This is a genomic window from Lentibacillus sediminis (assembly GCF_002763455.1).
Lineage (GTDB): Bacteria > Bacillota > Bacilli > Bacillales > Amphibacillaceae > Lentibacillus_D > Lentibacillus_D sediminis_A.
Genome location: NZ_NIXK01000001.1, coordinates 474,574 through 490,629 on the forward strand (window position 1 = coordinate 474,574; position 16,056 = coordinate 490,629).

General features: G+C 43.2%; 16 protein-coding genes. 13 read left to right on the forward strand and 3 right to left on the reverse strand.

Going from position 1 to position 16,056, the window contains the following annotated elements; translation table 11 throughout:
- Positions 1 to 5: 5 nt before the first annotated feature.
- Positions 6 to 545 (reverse strand): GNAT family N-acetyltransferase, encoded by a 540-nt coding sequence (locus CEG13_RS02190; RefSeq protein ID WP_100010122.1) that lies wholly within the window; start codon positions 543 to 545, stop codon positions 6 to 8.
- A gap of 96 nt (positions 546 to 641) precedes the next feature.
- On the opposite strand from CEG13_RS02190, the gene CEG13_RS02195 reads away from it, so the two are divergent.
- Both CEG13_RS02195 and CEG13_RS02200 read left to right on the forward strand, forming a co-directional pair.
- Positions 642 to 1,463 carry a hypothetical protein gene (locus CEG13_RS02195; protein ID WP_100010123.1) on the forward strand — a complete coding sequence of 274 codons (822 nt, stop codon included), beginning with the start codon at positions 642 to 644 and terminating at the stop codon, positions 1,461 to 1,463.
- 1 nt (position 1,464) lies between these two features.
- On the forward strand, positions 1,465 to 1,914 hold the full coding sequence (locus CEG13_RS02200) for a GIY-YIG nuclease family protein (RefSeq protein ID WP_100010124.1): 450 nt from the start codon (positions 1,465 to 1,467) through the stop codon (positions 1,912 to 1,914).
- Between the two features lie 637 nt (positions 1,915 to 2,551).
- Here CEG13_RS02200 and argH read toward each other — a convergent pair.
- Both argH and CEG13_RS02210 read right to left on the reverse strand, forming a co-directional pair.
- A complete protein-coding gene (gene argH, locus CEG13_RS02205; RefSeq protein ID WP_100010125.1) occupies positions 2,552 to 3,967 on the reverse strand; it encodes an argininosuccinate lyase in 1,416 nt (471 codons plus the stop codon).
- Positions 3,964 to 5,217: an argininosuccinate synthase gene (locus CEG13_RS02210; RefSeq protein ID WP_100010126.1), complete on the reverse strand. Its 1,254-nt coding sequence runs from the start codon at positions 5,215 to 5,217 to the stop codon at positions 3,964 to 3,966. The genes argH and CEG13_RS02210 overlap by 4 nt, the downstream gene beginning before the upstream one ends.
- 434 nt (positions 5,218 to 5,651) lie before the next feature.
- On the opposite strand from CEG13_RS02210, the gene CEG13_RS02215 reads away from it, so the two are divergent.
- From CEG13_RS02215 to rbsK, 11 genes are all read left to right on the forward strand, one after another.
- Positions 5,652 to 6,245: a transposase gene (locus CEG13_RS02215; RefSeq protein WP_239984537.1), complete on the forward strand. Its 594-nt coding sequence runs from the start codon at positions 5,652 to 5,654 to the stop codon at positions 6,243 to 6,245.
- Positions 6,246 to 6,539: 294 nt separating this feature from the next.
- A complete protein-coding gene (locus CEG13_RS02220) occupies positions 6,540 to 7,208 on the forward strand; it encodes an aspartate/glutamate racemase family protein (protein ID WP_100010127.1) in 669 nt (222 codons plus the stop codon).
- 50 nt (positions 7,209 to 7,258) lie between these two features.
- Positions 7,259 to 8,611: a TRAP transporter large permease subunit gene (locus CEG13_RS02225; protein ID WP_100010128.1), complete on the forward strand. Its 1,353-nt coding sequence runs from the start codon at positions 7,259 to 7,261 to the stop codon at positions 8,609 to 8,611.
- A 55-nt stretch (positions 8,612 to 8,666) separates the two neighbouring features.
- Complete coding sequence (locus CEG13_RS02230) at positions 8,667 to 9,824, forward strand: NAD(P)/FAD-dependent oxidoreductase (RefSeq protein ID WP_158234627.1); 1,158 nt, start codon at positions 8,667 to 8,669, stop codon at positions 9,822 to 9,824.
- 59 nt (positions 9,825 to 9,883) lie between these two features.
- Positions 9,884 to 10,189 (forward strand): (2Fe-2S)-binding protein, encoded by a 306-nt coding sequence (locus tag CEG13_RS02235; protein WP_239984538.1) that lies wholly within the window; start codon positions 9,884 to 9,886, stop codon positions 10,187 to 10,189.
- Positions 10,179 to 11,390, forward strand: coding sequence for an NAD(P)/FAD-dependent oxidoreductase (locus tag CEG13_RS02240; protein WP_100010131.1), 1,212 nt, complete (start codon positions 10,179 to 10,181; stop codon positions 11,388 to 11,390). The genes CEG13_RS02235 and CEG13_RS02240 overlap by 11 nt, the downstream gene beginning before the upstream one ends.
- 5 nt (positions 11,391 to 11,395) lie before the next feature.
- Positions 11,396 to 11,641 carry a (2Fe-2S)-binding protein gene (locus tag CEG13_RS19340; protein WP_420843784.1) on the forward strand — a complete coding sequence of 82 codons (246 nt, stop codon included), beginning with the start codon at positions 11,396 to 11,398 and terminating at the stop codon, positions 11,639 to 11,641.
- Positions 11,642 to 11,763: 122 nt separating this feature from the next.
- Complete coding sequence (dpsA, locus tag CEG13_RS02250; protein ID WP_239984539.1) at positions 11,764 to 12,627, forward strand: dipicolinate synthase subunit DpsA; 864 nt, start codon at positions 11,764 to 11,766, stop codon at positions 12,625 to 12,627.
- 393 nt (positions 12,628 to 13,020) lie between these two features.
- Entirely contained in the window at positions 13,021 to 13,926 is a 906-nt protein-coding gene (locus tag CEG13_RS02255; protein ID WP_239984540.1) for a nucleoside hydrolase, read from the forward strand.
- 21 nt (positions 13,927 to 13,947) lie between these two features.
- Positions 13,948 to 14,883 (forward strand): nucleoside hydrolase, encoded by a 936-nt coding sequence (locus tag CEG13_RS02260; RefSeq protein WP_100010134.1) that lies wholly within the window; start codon positions 13,948 to 13,950, stop codon positions 14,881 to 14,883.
- A gap of 66 nt (positions 14,884 to 14,949) precedes the next feature.
- The gene (gene rbsK, locus CEG13_RS02265) at positions 14,950 to 15,837 is read left to right on the forward strand and encodes a ribokinase (protein ID WP_100010135.1); all 888 of its coding nucleotides are present in this window, start codon (positions 14,950 to 14,952) and stop codon (positions 15,835 to 15,837) included.
- The last annotated feature ends 219 nt before the right edge of the window (positions 15,838 to 16,056 follow it).

Genomic DNA, 16,056 nt, shown 5'->3' on the forward strand with positions numbered 1-16,056 from the left:
TTCTGTTAACCTTTGTTGAGCTCGCTGAACACATCATTCCAAACATTTTCTTCTTCAGCGGTGTGCATGACGGGCGTAAAACCGAAATCCAAGTATAGATGAATAGCTGCCAGACTTCTTGGCTGTGTTTTTAAATAAGCCTTCTGATGATAGTTTGAAAGAAGTTCGATAGCCTTTGCGATCAATGGTCTGCCGAGTTTTTGCCCCTGAAATTCAGGCTTTATTTCCACCCAATGCAGCCGGCCAATCATTTGCTTCTCCCATTTGCTCAGCCATGCGGATGCAGTGCCAGCATATCTGCCATCTGCTGTTTTTAGAAAAAGGATGCGTTTTTTCGCTTCACTCAAGTATGGTGCGAATTCTTCAGCAAATCGTTTCAGAGCCTGTGTTTTATCCGGGAATTCCCCTGCTGCCGTTGTAATTTCAGCCCATTGTTCACATTCTTCTTCTCGTGCTAATAGGCAAAGTTTAAATCCATCCGGCAGCGGACAATTCGGAATATCGTCCAGATCATGAACCATATATAAGGGGATGTTTTCCATCATGATGTCCTCTTTTCGGTTTTTTAATGGGGGAGTTGATTATAGGATAACATACATATTTTTCTCCTATTAAGTACATACTATTACGGGTGAAGTATATTGTCTTATACAATAACTGATAGGCAGCAGGCTGTGCTGGATGAATTAAAAGCTTTTCATTTTGATAAATGTCCTTCTATTGATTGGGAAAAAGAAACAAGTGAGCCGTTTTCTAAAAATACTGCAGGACCGAATGAAAAAATATGGATAGACGGGGAACGGAATTTTAATACAAAGTTCTTATCGAAAATACCAGGGGTAAACAAATTAGTTCATGCTTATTATAGATACAAACAAAACAGAGGCAAAAAGGCGGATAAATTGATTTATCAAAAATGGGAAGAAAATTATCCCTTTGCCAAAAGCATGATAGAAGGTGAACTGGATTCATGGAGAACCGCTGTTAGGAGATTTGCCAGTTTTCCTGAAAAATGTGGCTTAGCGAAAGCATACAGTCTGCATATGTATGATGAAAACATAGCAGAGTGCGATGTGTATCTTCATGCGTTTGAAGATATCATACCAGCCAAGATAGAAAAGGTTACCAAGCGGGGGAAAATCCGCTATCATGATATGCCTAAGACCAATCGTTTTGATCTGTATGAAAAGCATGTGTACAGCTGTCTGAATAAAGTAGTAAATGACTTATTTGCTGTGTTGCCATGTGAGATTATATTTATGAATGGTGTAATTGACTCGTATAACAGTCCTCACCCCATCCTTTCTACTGTTGTTAATCGTAATTATCATAAACAGAAAAGATGCCCTAAACGCACAATGGAGCAGCACCAGCGCCACTTTGTGATTTTTAAGAAGAGAAGCGGATTTTATCCGCTAAAAAGGGTCTATTCTCCTCAGGGGTTATTCAAGGAGGAGGGGTAAAATGGAATTATTCTATTTGGCAATGGTTGCTATCATTGTTTTTCTCTTTTTTAAAGCGTACAAAGAATTCGTGAAAAAAGACAATGGTCGTGCAACGGTGGAGGAATGGCACCATTTAGAGCCGATAAGCAGGCGATTTGGATCTCAGGGGATTAATGAGGGTTACGTATATTTTGTTCGTGAGTCAGGCAAGCGCTTAGTTAAAATAGGAAAGGCGAAAGACCCGGAGGAGCGTAAGAAGAATGACTTTGGAACCCTCATGCCATACGACTTTGAAACGATCCATATTATTTCCAGTGATAATTATCATAAGACCGAAAAACTATTTCATCATTATTTCAGTGATAAACGAATGAAGGGTGAATGGTTTGATTTAACGGGTAAGGATATAAATTGGGTGCAACGAGGAAATTTTCCAAGAGAAATTGCTGATTCGATAAAGGGTTATTAGGTTTTTGAGTGGTTGCTTTCTGAAACGGTCGAGTGAAATATTTCTCTCGACTAACTGGGAGTAAAGTAGAGCGTCGCCGTGACAATAACTCAAAACCTTAAAGCCCTTAAATGCCATAACTCCCTAAAGTTATCAGGAAGCAAAAAAATAAATGATTGTACTATTTCAAATTAAACCCTTGTATAGTTCTAATTGTCAAGAGGGATGATGTCCAGTCTTGGCGAACCTCGCGGGCAGTGTTCTGGCGAGTTACTTTTTAAAAATTTTAATGAATAAAGGCTCATAGCTATATAGGCTGTAAATTTTTTTTATTTTTTATGAGATAAGTGCTTTACCCCAACCTAGGTTACATGAACCTGAGTCAGGATAGAGAAGGTTAGCTGGCTGTTAATTTAAAACAACCATATCGCTTTATTGAACCTGATCACAATCCTGTCCCCAGGAAAGCTGATGATGGGGGCATCGATCTTAGTCTCATCACCGCAATTAGATAGGCTGCCAGTCACTTCCCGGTCTTAGTCATATTTTATCGCTTGTGGTTATGCATTTCTAATTCGTTTTGACAGGGCACCACCTGATTCGACAAATTTCGGGAAGTGACAGGCACCAACAGGCACCAGCCTCCCGGCACCAAACCCTACACACCAATCAACTCAGCCTTCTCACCAATCCACTCTTCACTCTCTTTCAAGAAATACATCGCTTTCTTAATCTGATCCTCTACTCTATTCTTCGCTGTACCTCCTGCTACATTTCTTGCATTAACAACTGTTTCGGGGGTGAGTGCTGTATAAATATCTTCTTCGATTACATCTGAAAATGATTGGAGTTCTTCCAGTGTCATGTCCAATAAATATTTATCCTGATTAATGCAATGCAGGACCGTTTGGCCAACCACTGCATGGGATTCCCTGAATGGCATTCCTTTGCCAACAAGGTAATCAGCCAAGTCCGTTGCATTGGAAAAATCATCTCTTACCGCATGGTACATATTTTCTTTCTTTACTTCCATCGTTTCAACCATTGGTGCAAATAGTGCAAGCGCACCTCTTAATGTTTCTACCGTATCAAACATGCCTTCTTTATCTTCCTGCATATCTTTGTTGTACGCTAATGGCAATCCTTTTAACGTTGTAAGCATCCCCATTAAATGGCCATACACACGGCCTGTTTTTCCACGTACAAGCTCAGCCACATCTGGATTTTTCTTCTGTGGCATCATGCTGCTTCCCGTTGAAAAAGCATCATCCAATTCGACAAAATTAAATTCCGCACTGGACCATTGCACCATCTCTTCACAAAGCCGTGATAAATGTGTTGATATCATGGACGCATTCGATAAAAACTCAACGACAAAGTCACGGTCACTTACAGCATCCAAGCTGTTTTCGCAAATGCCATCCAATCCTAACTGCTCTGCTGCAAACTGACGGTCAATGGCAAATGTGGTACCTGCTAATGCACCGGCACCAAGCGGGGACTTGTTGACCCTCTTCCAGCTGTCTCTCAAGCGTTCCACATCGCGCTGGAACATGAAAACATAAGCCATCATATGGTGCCCAAATAACACCGGCTGTGCCCGCTGCAAATGCGTATACCCTGGCATGACGGTGTCCAAATTCGCCTTCGCTTGGTTTAAAAGGGATTGCTGAACTTTTACAAGAAGCTCGGTCAAATCCACCAGAGCCTCCCGCAAATATAGTCGCATATCAAGTGCTACCTGATCATTTCGGCTTCGGCCAGTATGCAATCTCCCGCCAACTGAGCCAATTTCTTCAATCAAAAGTTTTTCGATATTCATGTGAATATCTTCATTTTCAGCAGATAATTCCGCTTCTCCACTTTCGATTTTAGCGGCGACTTTCTTTAAGCCTTCTGCTATTTGATCCGCATCTTCTGCAGCAATAACCTCACAGACTTTCAGCATTTCTACATGGGCGAGACTGCCTTGGATGTCATACTTCGCTAATTTTTTATCAAAATAAATCGATGCCGTATATTCATCTACTAATTCATTTGTTGGTTTCGTAAACCGTCCGCCCCATAGTTTCATGGTTTAACAGCTTCCTTTACTTCGAGTTTCACTTTTTCCGTTGATTTCACTTTCTTATGTGTCTGATTAACAGACGCATGAACTTGGGTTGGCAGTCCCCATAGTTTAATAAATCCTAATGCTGCTTCATGATCAAATGCATCGTCTTTATTATACGTTGCCAAGTCAAAGTCATATAGAGAGTTAGCAGATTCACGGCCAATTACCTGTGCGTGCCCTTTATATAATTTCACTTTCACTGTACCAGACACATGCGCTTGTGTTTCTTTAATAAAGGCTTGAAGTGCTGCAGTTAGTGGTGAATACCATTGGCCATAATACACCGTTTGTGCTAATTTTTGTTCAACGGTTGGTTTAAACTCTGCAACCTCTCTTGGTAGTGTCAGTGCTTCTAATTCCTGGTGTGCAGCGATAAGTGTCATAGCTGCAGGTGCTTCGTATATTTCACGGGATTTAATTCCTACGAGACGATTTTCTACATGGTCTATTCGTCCAACCCCATGCTTGCCTGCAATTTCATTTAAATTTAAAATAAGCTGATAGAATGGAAGTGCTTTTCCATCTAAGGAAACTGGCTTGCCTTGTTCAAATGTAATTTGTACCACTTGCGGCTCATCAGGGGCTTCTATTGGATCAACGGTTAAATCATACGCCTCTTTTGGCGCCTCTGCCCAAGGATCTTCCAGAACACCACATTCATTACTGCGTCCCCATAGATTTTCGTCAATGCTAAACGGATTGTCCAAATCAATGGGAATCGGAATGCCTTTCTCTTTTGCATATTCAATTTCCTCTTCACGGGACATGGCCCATTCACGAACAGGTGCGACGATTTTCAATTCAGGATTTAATGCAGTAAAGGAAACATCAAAACGTACCTGGTCATTTCCTTTTCCGGTACAACCGTGTGCAACTGCTATTGCACCTTCCTCTTCTGCGATATCCACTAAAATTTTGGCAATTAACGGACGTGATAGTGCTGAAATTAATGGATATTTTCCCTCATATAATAAATTTGATTGTAATGCAGGTAATACGAATTCATCTGCATACAATGATTTTGCATCCACTACATAGGATTTCACTGCCCCGACATCAATTGCCTTTTTCTTCACGAAATCAAGATCTTTACCCTCTCCAACATCAAGTGCTACTGCAATGACATCATAATTATATTTATCCTTCAGCCAATTAATTGCTACAGAAGTATCAAGTCCCCCGGAGTATGCTAGAACAATTTTATCCTTCATTAAAAATTTCTCCTTTCTGATAGGTGATGTTAGTGAATTATTATGCGTTATTTTGAATAATAATTCAAGTGTTTTTTGAAACTTTTTTTGGGGGGTGCCTTTGGGAGTGCCTGTCACTTCCCGATTTGTGTCGATATATGTCGAATAAAATTGCTGGGCTGATTGGATTGAAACGCATGTGGTGATTATAAATATACTCAAATTTCTTTTTTAACCTTCAAATACCCTGTGAATCCACAGTTTTATCCTAAGGGAAAATTGAATTTTAATAGCTTATATCCCTTTCAAAATGCATTTTTACGCTTTTGATTTTGCTGTTCAAATACCTTATCTTATACATGAAAGAAAGGGGAGGGGACATAGTGATTGTCCTATCGTCCGATTTTTGATTTGGCAAAATTAGCAGAACCAAGAAAGGAATGGTGAAGTAATTCATGGCAAGAAAGAAACGAATTTGGGAACCTGACCACTTTTACCACATTGTCTGCCGGGGTAATCGCCGTGATGCGCTTTTCAACGACGATGATGATTTTAAAACCTTCCTTCATATTCTCCACCAGGTCAACCAGAAAATTCCATTTGAACTCGCTTCGTACTGCTTCATGACAAACCACTTCCATCTGCAAATGCGCTCCAAAGAACAACCTATTTCTAAAGTAATGTCTCTGATTAATAAACGTTATGCCGATTATTACAATACAAAAAACAAAATGACAGGCCATGTTTTTGAAAAACGGTTTTATGATAAATTTATTGGCACCAAGCATGGGATGCTGGAAATAAGCCGTTATATTCATTTGAATCCGGTAGAGGCCGGGATAGTGAGGAAAGCAGAGCACTATCGTTGGAGCAGTTACCGGTACTATCTCCACACTACCAGTGGGCCACTGTTAAATATGAATGTTGTTTTGGATTATTTTTCTGGGAATGAAGCGGAGAAGAGGGGGAAATATCGGGAGTTTGTTTCGGTGCCTGTTGTTGAGGGGGTGCCTGTCACTTCCCGAATTTTGTCGAATATTATTCCTTGAGGTTGCTGGGACTAACACATGGTGGTTAGTTCCAGCTTATCCTTCTTTCAAAGTGCATTATTACGCTTTTGATTTTTCTGTTCAACTACCTAATCTTATATATAAATGAAAGGCATTCTTGGTCTCCTTTATGCATATACAAAATGTAAACGCTTTCTATAAATCTGACAATAAGCCAAAAAGGGAGGTACTTACTGCAAATCAATTGCCGTAATTTTTATGATAAGCGATGGTTCATACACTGTTTTAAACCTTCCTATACTCAGGGCAGTTTGATTGTGAGGTTATGTCAATATGGCAAAAGCTAAAGTAGGAATACTAATGTTAGACAATCAGATTCATAGACTAAAAGGAGATATTGGCAATCCGGATACCTTTTCCTTTCCGGTCGTTTACAAAAAAGTAATGGGAGCAAGTAATTCACGGGTGGTAATGGAAGGAGATGCTGATTTAATCGAACCGTTTGTTCAAGCGGCGAAAGAACTTGAGGAGGGAGGGGTTAAAGCAATCACAACGAGTTGCGGATTCCTGGCTTTATATCAAAAGGAAATACAGCAGGAGCTGGCGGTTCCTTTCTTTTCCTCCAGTTTATTGCAAATACCGATCGCGAGTATTGCCGCAGGGGAACCAGTCGGCATCCTTACTGCTTCCACATCCAGTTTGACGCGAGCTCATTTAAAAGGGGTCCGAGCCGAGCATCAGCGTACAATCATTGCAGGGATGGACGAAATGCCGGCATTTTCTGGTGCCATTCTTAAAGAAGAGATTACCTTAGATGAGAGGGCCGTTGCGGAAGAAATGAAACAGGTAACTGCTGAACTTGTGGCAAAAAATCCGGAACTAAAAGCAATTATTTTGGAATGTACCAATATGCCGCCATATAAACATGCAATGAGAGAAGTGACGGACTTGCCAATTTTTGATATTACAACATTGGTGAATTATATCCATCTAAGTCTTTAGAAAGTACATCGTGCAGGGAGTGTCTTTAAAAACAAAGGGGGAAGCTCACGATGCTTGAAATCATCATTCCGCTTTTATTGTTATTTATTATTGCTTTGGTAAAACAGATACCGAAGATCGGCGGGGATATCAGGATAGCCCTGCTTGTTGCTGCTGTTTCTTCCGCGGTTATTTCCGGGCTTGGACCGGGTGAAACTTTACTGGCATTTATAGACGGCATTGACCGCCTGTCCTGGGTGATTATGCTGTCTGTTTTTGGTGCAATATATGCTGAGTCCCAAGTAAAGCTGGGGGCGATCGATACGACAATCAACAGTCTCCGATCTATATTTGGAAACTCGCCAAAGGGGTTAATTGCGGCAATCTTTATTACGTTATTTATTGCCGGGTCCTTTTTGGGGGATGCCATTGCAGCTGCAACCGTTATCGGATTTTTAGTGATTAACTCGCTAAATGAGTTGAAATTAAAACCGGAGCAAATAGGGATGATCATTTTAGTTGGGGCATCGGTAGGATCCATCATGCCGCCGATCACCCAGGGAGTCTTCCTTTCCGCTTCCTTAGTGGATGTTGATCCAAGTCCAGCGATTAATATGGCCTATGGAACCGTTGGATTTGTTGGATTAATAGCCATTTTGGAATCGTTCCGGTTTGTCCGCGGGAAGAAGATGCCGGAACATTTAAAGACGACAAAATCGATTGTTGAGATATTAAGAGAAAGGTGGGCCACGTTAGTCCCGCTTGCCGTTTTGGTTGCTATCGTGATCGCAAATACGCTCTTTCAGTATAATATATTCTCAGAATGGATTGTCTTTTCCGCTATATTGAATCCATTGATGGAAATCCCGATTATACAAGGGGTCACTTTCCAGGTGGTAAGTGCGATAATCATTGCGATTATCGTCAGTTTTTTCTTCCCGGTTGTGCGAAAGCAAGCAAAGGGTGTTTTTAAAGGCGGTTTGTCAAAAGTAAATCAAACGGTACAAATTCAGATCTGTGCCGGTATTATGGTAGGGGTTTTTTACGCATCCGGTCTCATCGATAAAGTAGCGATGATGACGGAAGGACTGTCTGCTTCTATGGTAAAAATAGGCAGCGCCTTATCTATTGTTGTTGTGGGGATGCTGACAGGATCTCAGACAACTGCACAAACGGTTAACGTAACCTTTCTGGCACCAATCTTGGAAAATATGAATGTCGATCCGAATTTAATTGCACTTGGTGCATCTCATATTGCTGCAGCCGGGCAAAACATGCCACCGGTTGGATTGACTGCATTCGTTGTTTGCGGGTTAATCGGTGGGATTCTAAGCAAAAAAGTGGATCCGCTAAAAGTTATGTTTCTAGCCTTGCCGAATTCCCTGCTCTTTTTGGCTATTGGGTTGATTGCATGGTTTATTTGATGGCGGGCATAACTCCGGCGGAAATTGATACTATTCCATTTTAAGGAGGCGCTACGTGAATGATAAGGTAATTGTTGTAGGTGCAGGTCTTATTGGAACTTCTACAGCCTATTATTTGGCTAAATCAGGGGCTCACGTCACGCTGATTGATGCGAAAGATATAGCATCAGGTACATCAGGAGCTTGTGACCGCGCCATTATGATCCAATCGAAAAAGCCTGGACCGACATTAGATCTTGCCATTAAAAGTGCTGAGATTTATCAGGATCTTGAGAAGGAACTGGAAGTACACCTTGAATATAGAAAAAGCGGCGGAATGATCATTATTGAAACGGCGGAAGAAATGAAGGCAATGGAGGGAATGGTAGAGCGTCAGCAAAAGGCCGGAATAGATGTGAAGCTCATTTCCGGTGAGGAAGCAAGGGTTCGTGAACCGGCACTATCAAAAAATATAATAGGTTCCACATGGTGGGAGAATGATGCAGAAGTTAATCCGTTAAAGGTCTCCTTTGCCTTTGCGAATGCTGCTCGAAGACTCGGGGCCAAGGTCAGACTCGGAGCCCCGGTGACACGTCTTTTGACAGAAAATAATCGGGTGACTGGAGTGGAAGTTCGAGGAGAAATGTTATATGCCGATGCAGTTGTCGTGGCGATGGGTGTATGGACACCAATGCTGCTAAAGCCATTGGGAGTGGATGTACCCATTATCCCACGTCTTGGGCAAATCCTTGTTTCCGAAAGACTTCCGCCGTTTCTTCATACCGGCATACTTAGTGCAGCTTATATTGCAAGCAAATTAAACGGAGATCCTGATGATGAAACAGCTGACCCTTATGGAGTTGGCTTAGCGATCGGACAAACTCATAGTGGCTCGCTACTAATCGGTGGTTCCAGACAATTTGTCGGATACAACAACACAGAAACAAATCCTGAGGTTACGCGAAAAATAGGAGAAACAGCAGTCCGGACTTTTCCCCAATTGGCAAATGTTCGGATTATCAGGGCGTTTACCGGTCTCCGCCCCTATACACCGGATGGTATGCCGATATTGGGCCCAGTTGATGGTATGGACGGAATTTATATTGCGGCAGGGCATGAAGGGGATGGCGTGGCGCTTGCTCCTATTTCAGGAGAATTGATGGCACAGGCTGTATTGGGGGAAGAGCCTGAAATAGATATCCAGGCATTTTCCATGAGCCGCTTTAAGCGCTGAAAATCGACAAAATTCGGGAAGTGACAGGCACCCCCAAGGGAGTGGTAAAAATCTACAGATTGGATCGGTCAGAAAAGGAACCAAAACAAATCGAGTTTTATTTTAACCATGAGAAATTAATAGGCTATGAAGGGGAACCTATCGCGGCTTCTCTGCTCGCTAATGGGATCAAAACAATAAGGACTTGTGATATTACTGGCGAAAATCGCGGGATACTATGTGGAATTGGCTATTGCTATGAATGCCGCGCTGAAGTGGACGGTGTTCCCAATGTCCGCACGTGCCTGACACCAAACAGCCAGGGAGCAGAGGTATTTTCCCGCAGCACTTTTTTGAATAACGGAGAAACAGAAGATGAAAGTTGATGCTGTCATTATTGGAGCAGGACCTGCTGGGTTAACCGCTGCCATAGAAATGATTGAGAACGGTTTATCCGTAGCGGTTATTGATGAGTACTATCACCCGGGTGGAAGATTACTGGGGCAGCATTATGAAGATCCCAAGGCCCCGCCTGATGAGCGAATTTGGAACGGAAGGAAATTGGCAGACCAATTAGCGGAAAAAGCCCGTTCGCTTGGAGTGTATATTTTTACCGGGGTGACAGCGTGGTCTGTAAGCGGGAAATGGGCGGTAGCTTTAACCGGCGGTGAAGTAAATACGGTTGATTCAAAGGTATTATTATTAGCGACCGGGTCCGTAGAAAAAGCGCTGCCGATCCCCGGTTGGACATTACCGGGCGCCATAAGCATAGGAGCTGCCCAGACATTTACCAATTTACATCATGTTGCTGTTGGAAAGAGGATGATGATTGCGGGGGTCGATGCCCTTTCCCTTTCCGTCATGATCGAGATGAAGAATGCCGGCATCAATGTAGTTGGCATGGCCTTGCCGCCTTTATCCCCTGTCACAGGCGGTGGTTATTCGCCTGCAGACACTGTCGCAAGCCTTACAGATGTTGCCGGTCTTGCACCGAATTCTTTTGTTCGTACATTTGGAAAAATTGCCTTGGCGCGTTTTCCCCGTTTGATCGCCCGTGCAATGCGGTTTAATTTTTTAAAAATGAATGGGGTGCCAATTCATTTACGTAAATCTATCGTGAAGATCGAGGGAGAGCAACAAGTTGAAGCGGTTATGCTTCAGTCCGTGTCTGTGGATGGAAAGCCGGTCGGGGAGATGGAGCGAGTGGAAGTGGATGCCATATGTTTGGCCGCTGGTTTATACCCATTGGTTGATCTTGCTGAGACAGTAGGCTGCCCGCTTATTGATATTCCCGAACTGGGAGGGACGGTCCCTTTACATGGTCCTGATATGTCAACACAAGTAAATGGATTATTTGTAGCAGGCAATATAACCGGAATTGAAGGAGCAAAAGTCGCCATCGCACAGGGGCAGCTTGCTGCGATATCCATTTTGAATTCATTAGGGAAGTCAGGTTCCATGACTGTTAATGAAGCAATAAAGAAAGTGGAGAATGCGCGGGAAAAAGCTCCGATTCACTTTTTACCTGAAATTGGTGAGGGCAGAGAGAAAATGAATGCAATATGGGAGAAAGAAGGTATTCTATGAATGACATGATTATTTGCAGGTGTGAAGGTGTTTTTCTATCGGAGATTTTGGGAGCTATAGAAGATGGTGCTGACAGTGTTCCCGGGGTTAAAAAAAGGGTAAGGGTCGGTATGGGATATTGTCAGGGGCGGGTTTGCCAGCCGATCGTTCGTGATATTCTGGGAGGGAGAGTTGGGACGGGTAAAAACCCTGTTCTTCAGCGTGCGCAGCCTCCAGTGCGTCCTGTTCGTTTGGGGGAGATTGTTCGGTAGGGGGGTGGTGCCTGTCACTTCCCGATTTTAGGGGGGTGGTGCCTGTCACTTCCCGATTTTTGTCGAAAGTTACTGTAATAAAATCATTACAGCGATCTTATAATTGATTGGAGGTGTTTCTATTGGCGAGAAAAAATCTTCTCATCATGGGCGGAGATCAGAGGTACTTGGAAGTGGCTCATCAATTGGCTTCAAAAGGAATTCATATTTTTTTAGATGGATATGATCAATTGACTTTTTCCCATTCCAATATTAGTAACGGCGTCCCCGGTAAAGATGATCTTAACAAAATGGATGCGATTTTACTTCCTTTGAACGGGACAGATACAGCGGGCGGGGTCGAAGCTGTGTATTCGGAGCGTTCGGTAGAATTAACCTACGAGCTGCTAGAGCAGACACCAGCACACTGCACCGTGTTTACCGGTGTAGCCAATGATTATTTGGATCGTATGGCGGAACAACCGAATAAAGAACTTATACAATTAACCGCCCGTGATGACGTCGCTATTTTGAATTCTATTCCTACAGCTGAGGCGACGCTAAACCTTGCCATTCAGGAGACAGATTATACGATACACGGGGCAAATATCCTGGTACTGGGTTTTGGCAGAGTGGGTATAACGGTATCAAGGCTGTTTGCTGCTATAGGTGCTCATGTCAGTGTGGCAGCCAGAAAAGATGCCGATTTTGCACGAATAACTGAGATGGGAATGCAGCCACTTGCTATTGATCGTTTAGTTGATTATATGGATGGGATGGGTATTTGTATTAACACCATCCCGCATCCGGTATTGGATCAAGCGATTCTTTCAAAAGCCGATACATCCATGCTTATCATTGACATTGCCAGCAAACCTGGGGGCACGGATTTTAAATACGCCAACGAAAAAGGGATGAAAGCAATCCATGCGCTTGGCCTTCCTGGGAAGACAGCTCCGAAAACTGCGGGTAGGATTATTGGTGATGTTTTGTATGGGCTGTTGTAGTAGGGTGCCTGTCACTTCCCGGTTTTTGTCGAATATTATTGCTAGAGGTTGTTGGGACTAATGAAAGCATAGGCTGATTAGTTCCAGCATCCTTTTTTAAGATGAAATAACTCAAATTTCCTTTTTAACCCTCAAATACCTAGTGGATTCACCATTACTCTCGAGTGATTGTTCTGATTTAGTTAAATAAAGATTTGGACGTCCCGGATGGTTGAGGTCATTTCACCGAAGGCGTCCTTTTACTTTTCCCAATTTTATACCTCGGAACATTATATTGGTTAACTTTCAGCCAGGCATTAACATCAACGAGACTTTTTGACTTAGCTAAAACAACATATGATAAAATCAATATATAGCAATCCACACCAACTCAGGCGAAAGAAGGAACCAAAATTGAAGACACCCATAATCATCGACACAGATCCCGGCATCGACGATATCGTAGCAATCACCGCCGCGTTATTTTCCAAAGAACTAGACGTCAAGTTAATAACAACAATCGGCGGAAACGTGGGAATTGAAAATACAACAAGGAATGCACTCGATTTGCTGACCTTTTTAGGAAAAGACATACCGGTTGCCAAAGGTGCTGGGGAACCGCTGGTAAGTAAGCCTCGGACGGCAACCCATGTCCACGGAACTACTGGAGTGGGGGAATATCGGTTTGAGGCACAAGCAAACGCTGCTCTGTTGTCTGAGGAGAACGCCATTGTTGCGATGAAAAATCACATTGTCGAATCCCCTGAGCCTGTAACGCTTGTTCCGATTGGGCCGCTTACGAACATTGCGCTTCTTTTCAAGACATTTCCGGAAACGCTGGACAACATAGAAGAAATTGTCTTGATGGGCGGTGCTGCAGCGGGTGGAAACGCAACACCGGTCGCAGAGTTTAACATATTCGCTGACCCACATGCAGCAAGAATTGTTTTTGACACCGCTATTCCTATTGTCATGTGCGGCCTGGACGTGACGCGTTTAACAAGTATTACATATGAGGATGTCGAAAAACTAAAAGGAATGGGGCAAGCGGGAGAAATGGTTTACGACATGCTTGATTACTATAAGCATACCTACTCTGATGGGAAAGTCACCATCCATGATTTGTGCACGATCTTTTATGTAACGCGCCCGGACCTTTTTACCGTTGAACGGGCAAACATAAAGGTGGTAACGGAAGGAGAAGCAGCAGGCTGCACGATCACGAATTTTACAGATGACGGGAATGTTTCCGTTTGTGTAGGGGCGGATGTAGCGGAATTTAGGAAGGAATTTATTTCGGTGTTTGAAGGTATTTTTTAAGTGAGGGATGGAGGGAGATTTATGGAAAAGGTTATATTTGATTGCGACCCGGGTCATGATGATGCGATTGCGATCATATTGGCCGCATCAAAAATCAGCAGCCTTAATATAGAGGCGATAACGACAGTGGCTGGGAATGTCGAAGTAGAAAAGAATACGTTAAATGCACTGAAGGTGGCGGATATTATCGGGCTGGAAGGCGTTCCTGTCGTGCAGGGAGCGGAAGGGCCGTTATTCAGGAAGCGAGAGATCGCAGAAGAAATTCATGGAGAAACCGGGCTGGATGGACCGTTGCTGCCTAAACATCCTTCAACGAAACAGACCGAGGGACATGCTGTGGATTTGATTATAGACAAGGTTTTAGGATCGGATAAGGCTATTACGCTCGTGCCCACAGGCCCCTTGACAAATATTGCCTTGGCTATGATCAAAGAGCCTAAAATCATTCCAAAAATAAAGGAAATTGTGCTGATGGGCGGAGGAACATTTGGTAATTGGACCCCGGCAGCGGAGTTTAACATCTACGTGGATGCAGAAGCAGCAAAAGTCGTATTCGAAAGCGGCGCGCCTGTAACGATGTTTGGGTTGGATGTAACCCACCAGGCAATCGCAACGGATGAGATTGTTGAAGATTTGTCCAGAGTGGATAATGCTGTGGCTGATTTTGTTGTGGAATTATTGAGGTTCTTTTCCAAAACATATAAGGAGGTATTCGGGTTTGACGGAGGACCTATACATGACGCATGTACCGTGGCTTATTTAATGGATCCTTCTATTTTCGATTTTAAGCAGGTGCATGTGGATATTGAGACGAAAGGTGAATTCACATATGGGATGACAGCTGTCGATCATTTAGGTGTGACGGAGAAAGAACCGAATGTGAAATTTGCGCATGATCTGGATGCGAAAAAGTTTTGGGGATTATTTAGGGATGCGTTGGAGTCGTATGGGATGTAATCACATGTAGGGGAGGTGCCTGTCACTTCCCGATTTATGTCGAAACACTAAGGAGGAGGTAATAACATGAAGCAGCCGACAGTTTGTGTGGTTGGAAGCATTAATATGGATTTAACCGTCACCACAAAGAAAATGCCGAAACAGGGGGAAACAATTCTTGGAGAAACGTTTGCAACATATCCTGGTGGTAAAGGCGCCAATCAAGCGGTAGCGGCAGCCAGGGTTGGGGCTAATGTAAACATGATTGGTGCTGTTGGTGATGATGAATTTGGTGTGACACTGTTAGATCACCTTAAAAGTGAAGGAATTAATGGGGAAGGTATCACCGTGAAATCGGAGGCAGCAACCGGGATTGCAAATGTTATTTTGTCTGAAAATGATAATCGCATCATTGTTGCATTAGGGGCGAATAATCTTGTGTCTCCGGGATTAGTGGACAGGCACCGTGAGCTTATTAAACAAAGTGATGTGGTGCTGCTGCAGCTGGAGATACCAATAGAGACAGTCATCCATACGGTGAAAGTCGCTGAAGAATACGATGTCCCAGTTGTAATCAACCCAGCGCCATATCAGCATTTACCGGATGATGTATTAACGAAAACTACATATTTCACTCCGAATGAAATTGAAGCGGAAGCGATGAAACATGGTCCGCTTTTTGACACCATACGAGAAAAGCTAATCATTACACAAGGGAATGCAGGTGTTCAATATGTAGATAATGGGACCGATCGTCACGTATCGGGTTTTCATGTAAACGTGGAAGATACAACCGGGGCAGGTGATACATTTAACGGAGCGCTGGCCACGCAGCTTGGGGCTGGCGTGCCTATTGCTGAAGCGGTTCAGTTTGCGAATGCAGCGGCGGCTCTTTCTGTGACGAAGGTTGGTGCTCAGGGGGGTATGTCTGGGAAAGGAGAGGTGGAGGAGTTTATTAGGGATAGGGAAAAGTAAAGTGATTCGCTTCTGGGTGGGCGTCTCTAGTGTAATTGTTGTGGCAATTTCATTGGGGCGTTCTTTTTCTTAATTGTTAATTTCTATAGATTTCTCTACAACTACAATCGAAGGAAGTTTGTGGTTGGTGGCAGGGATTTTGAGGAAATACGAGTCGAATAGAGATCCGATTGCAACATTTTAACTATGCTATTTCGAAGTATGTGTGAAAATTTAGTT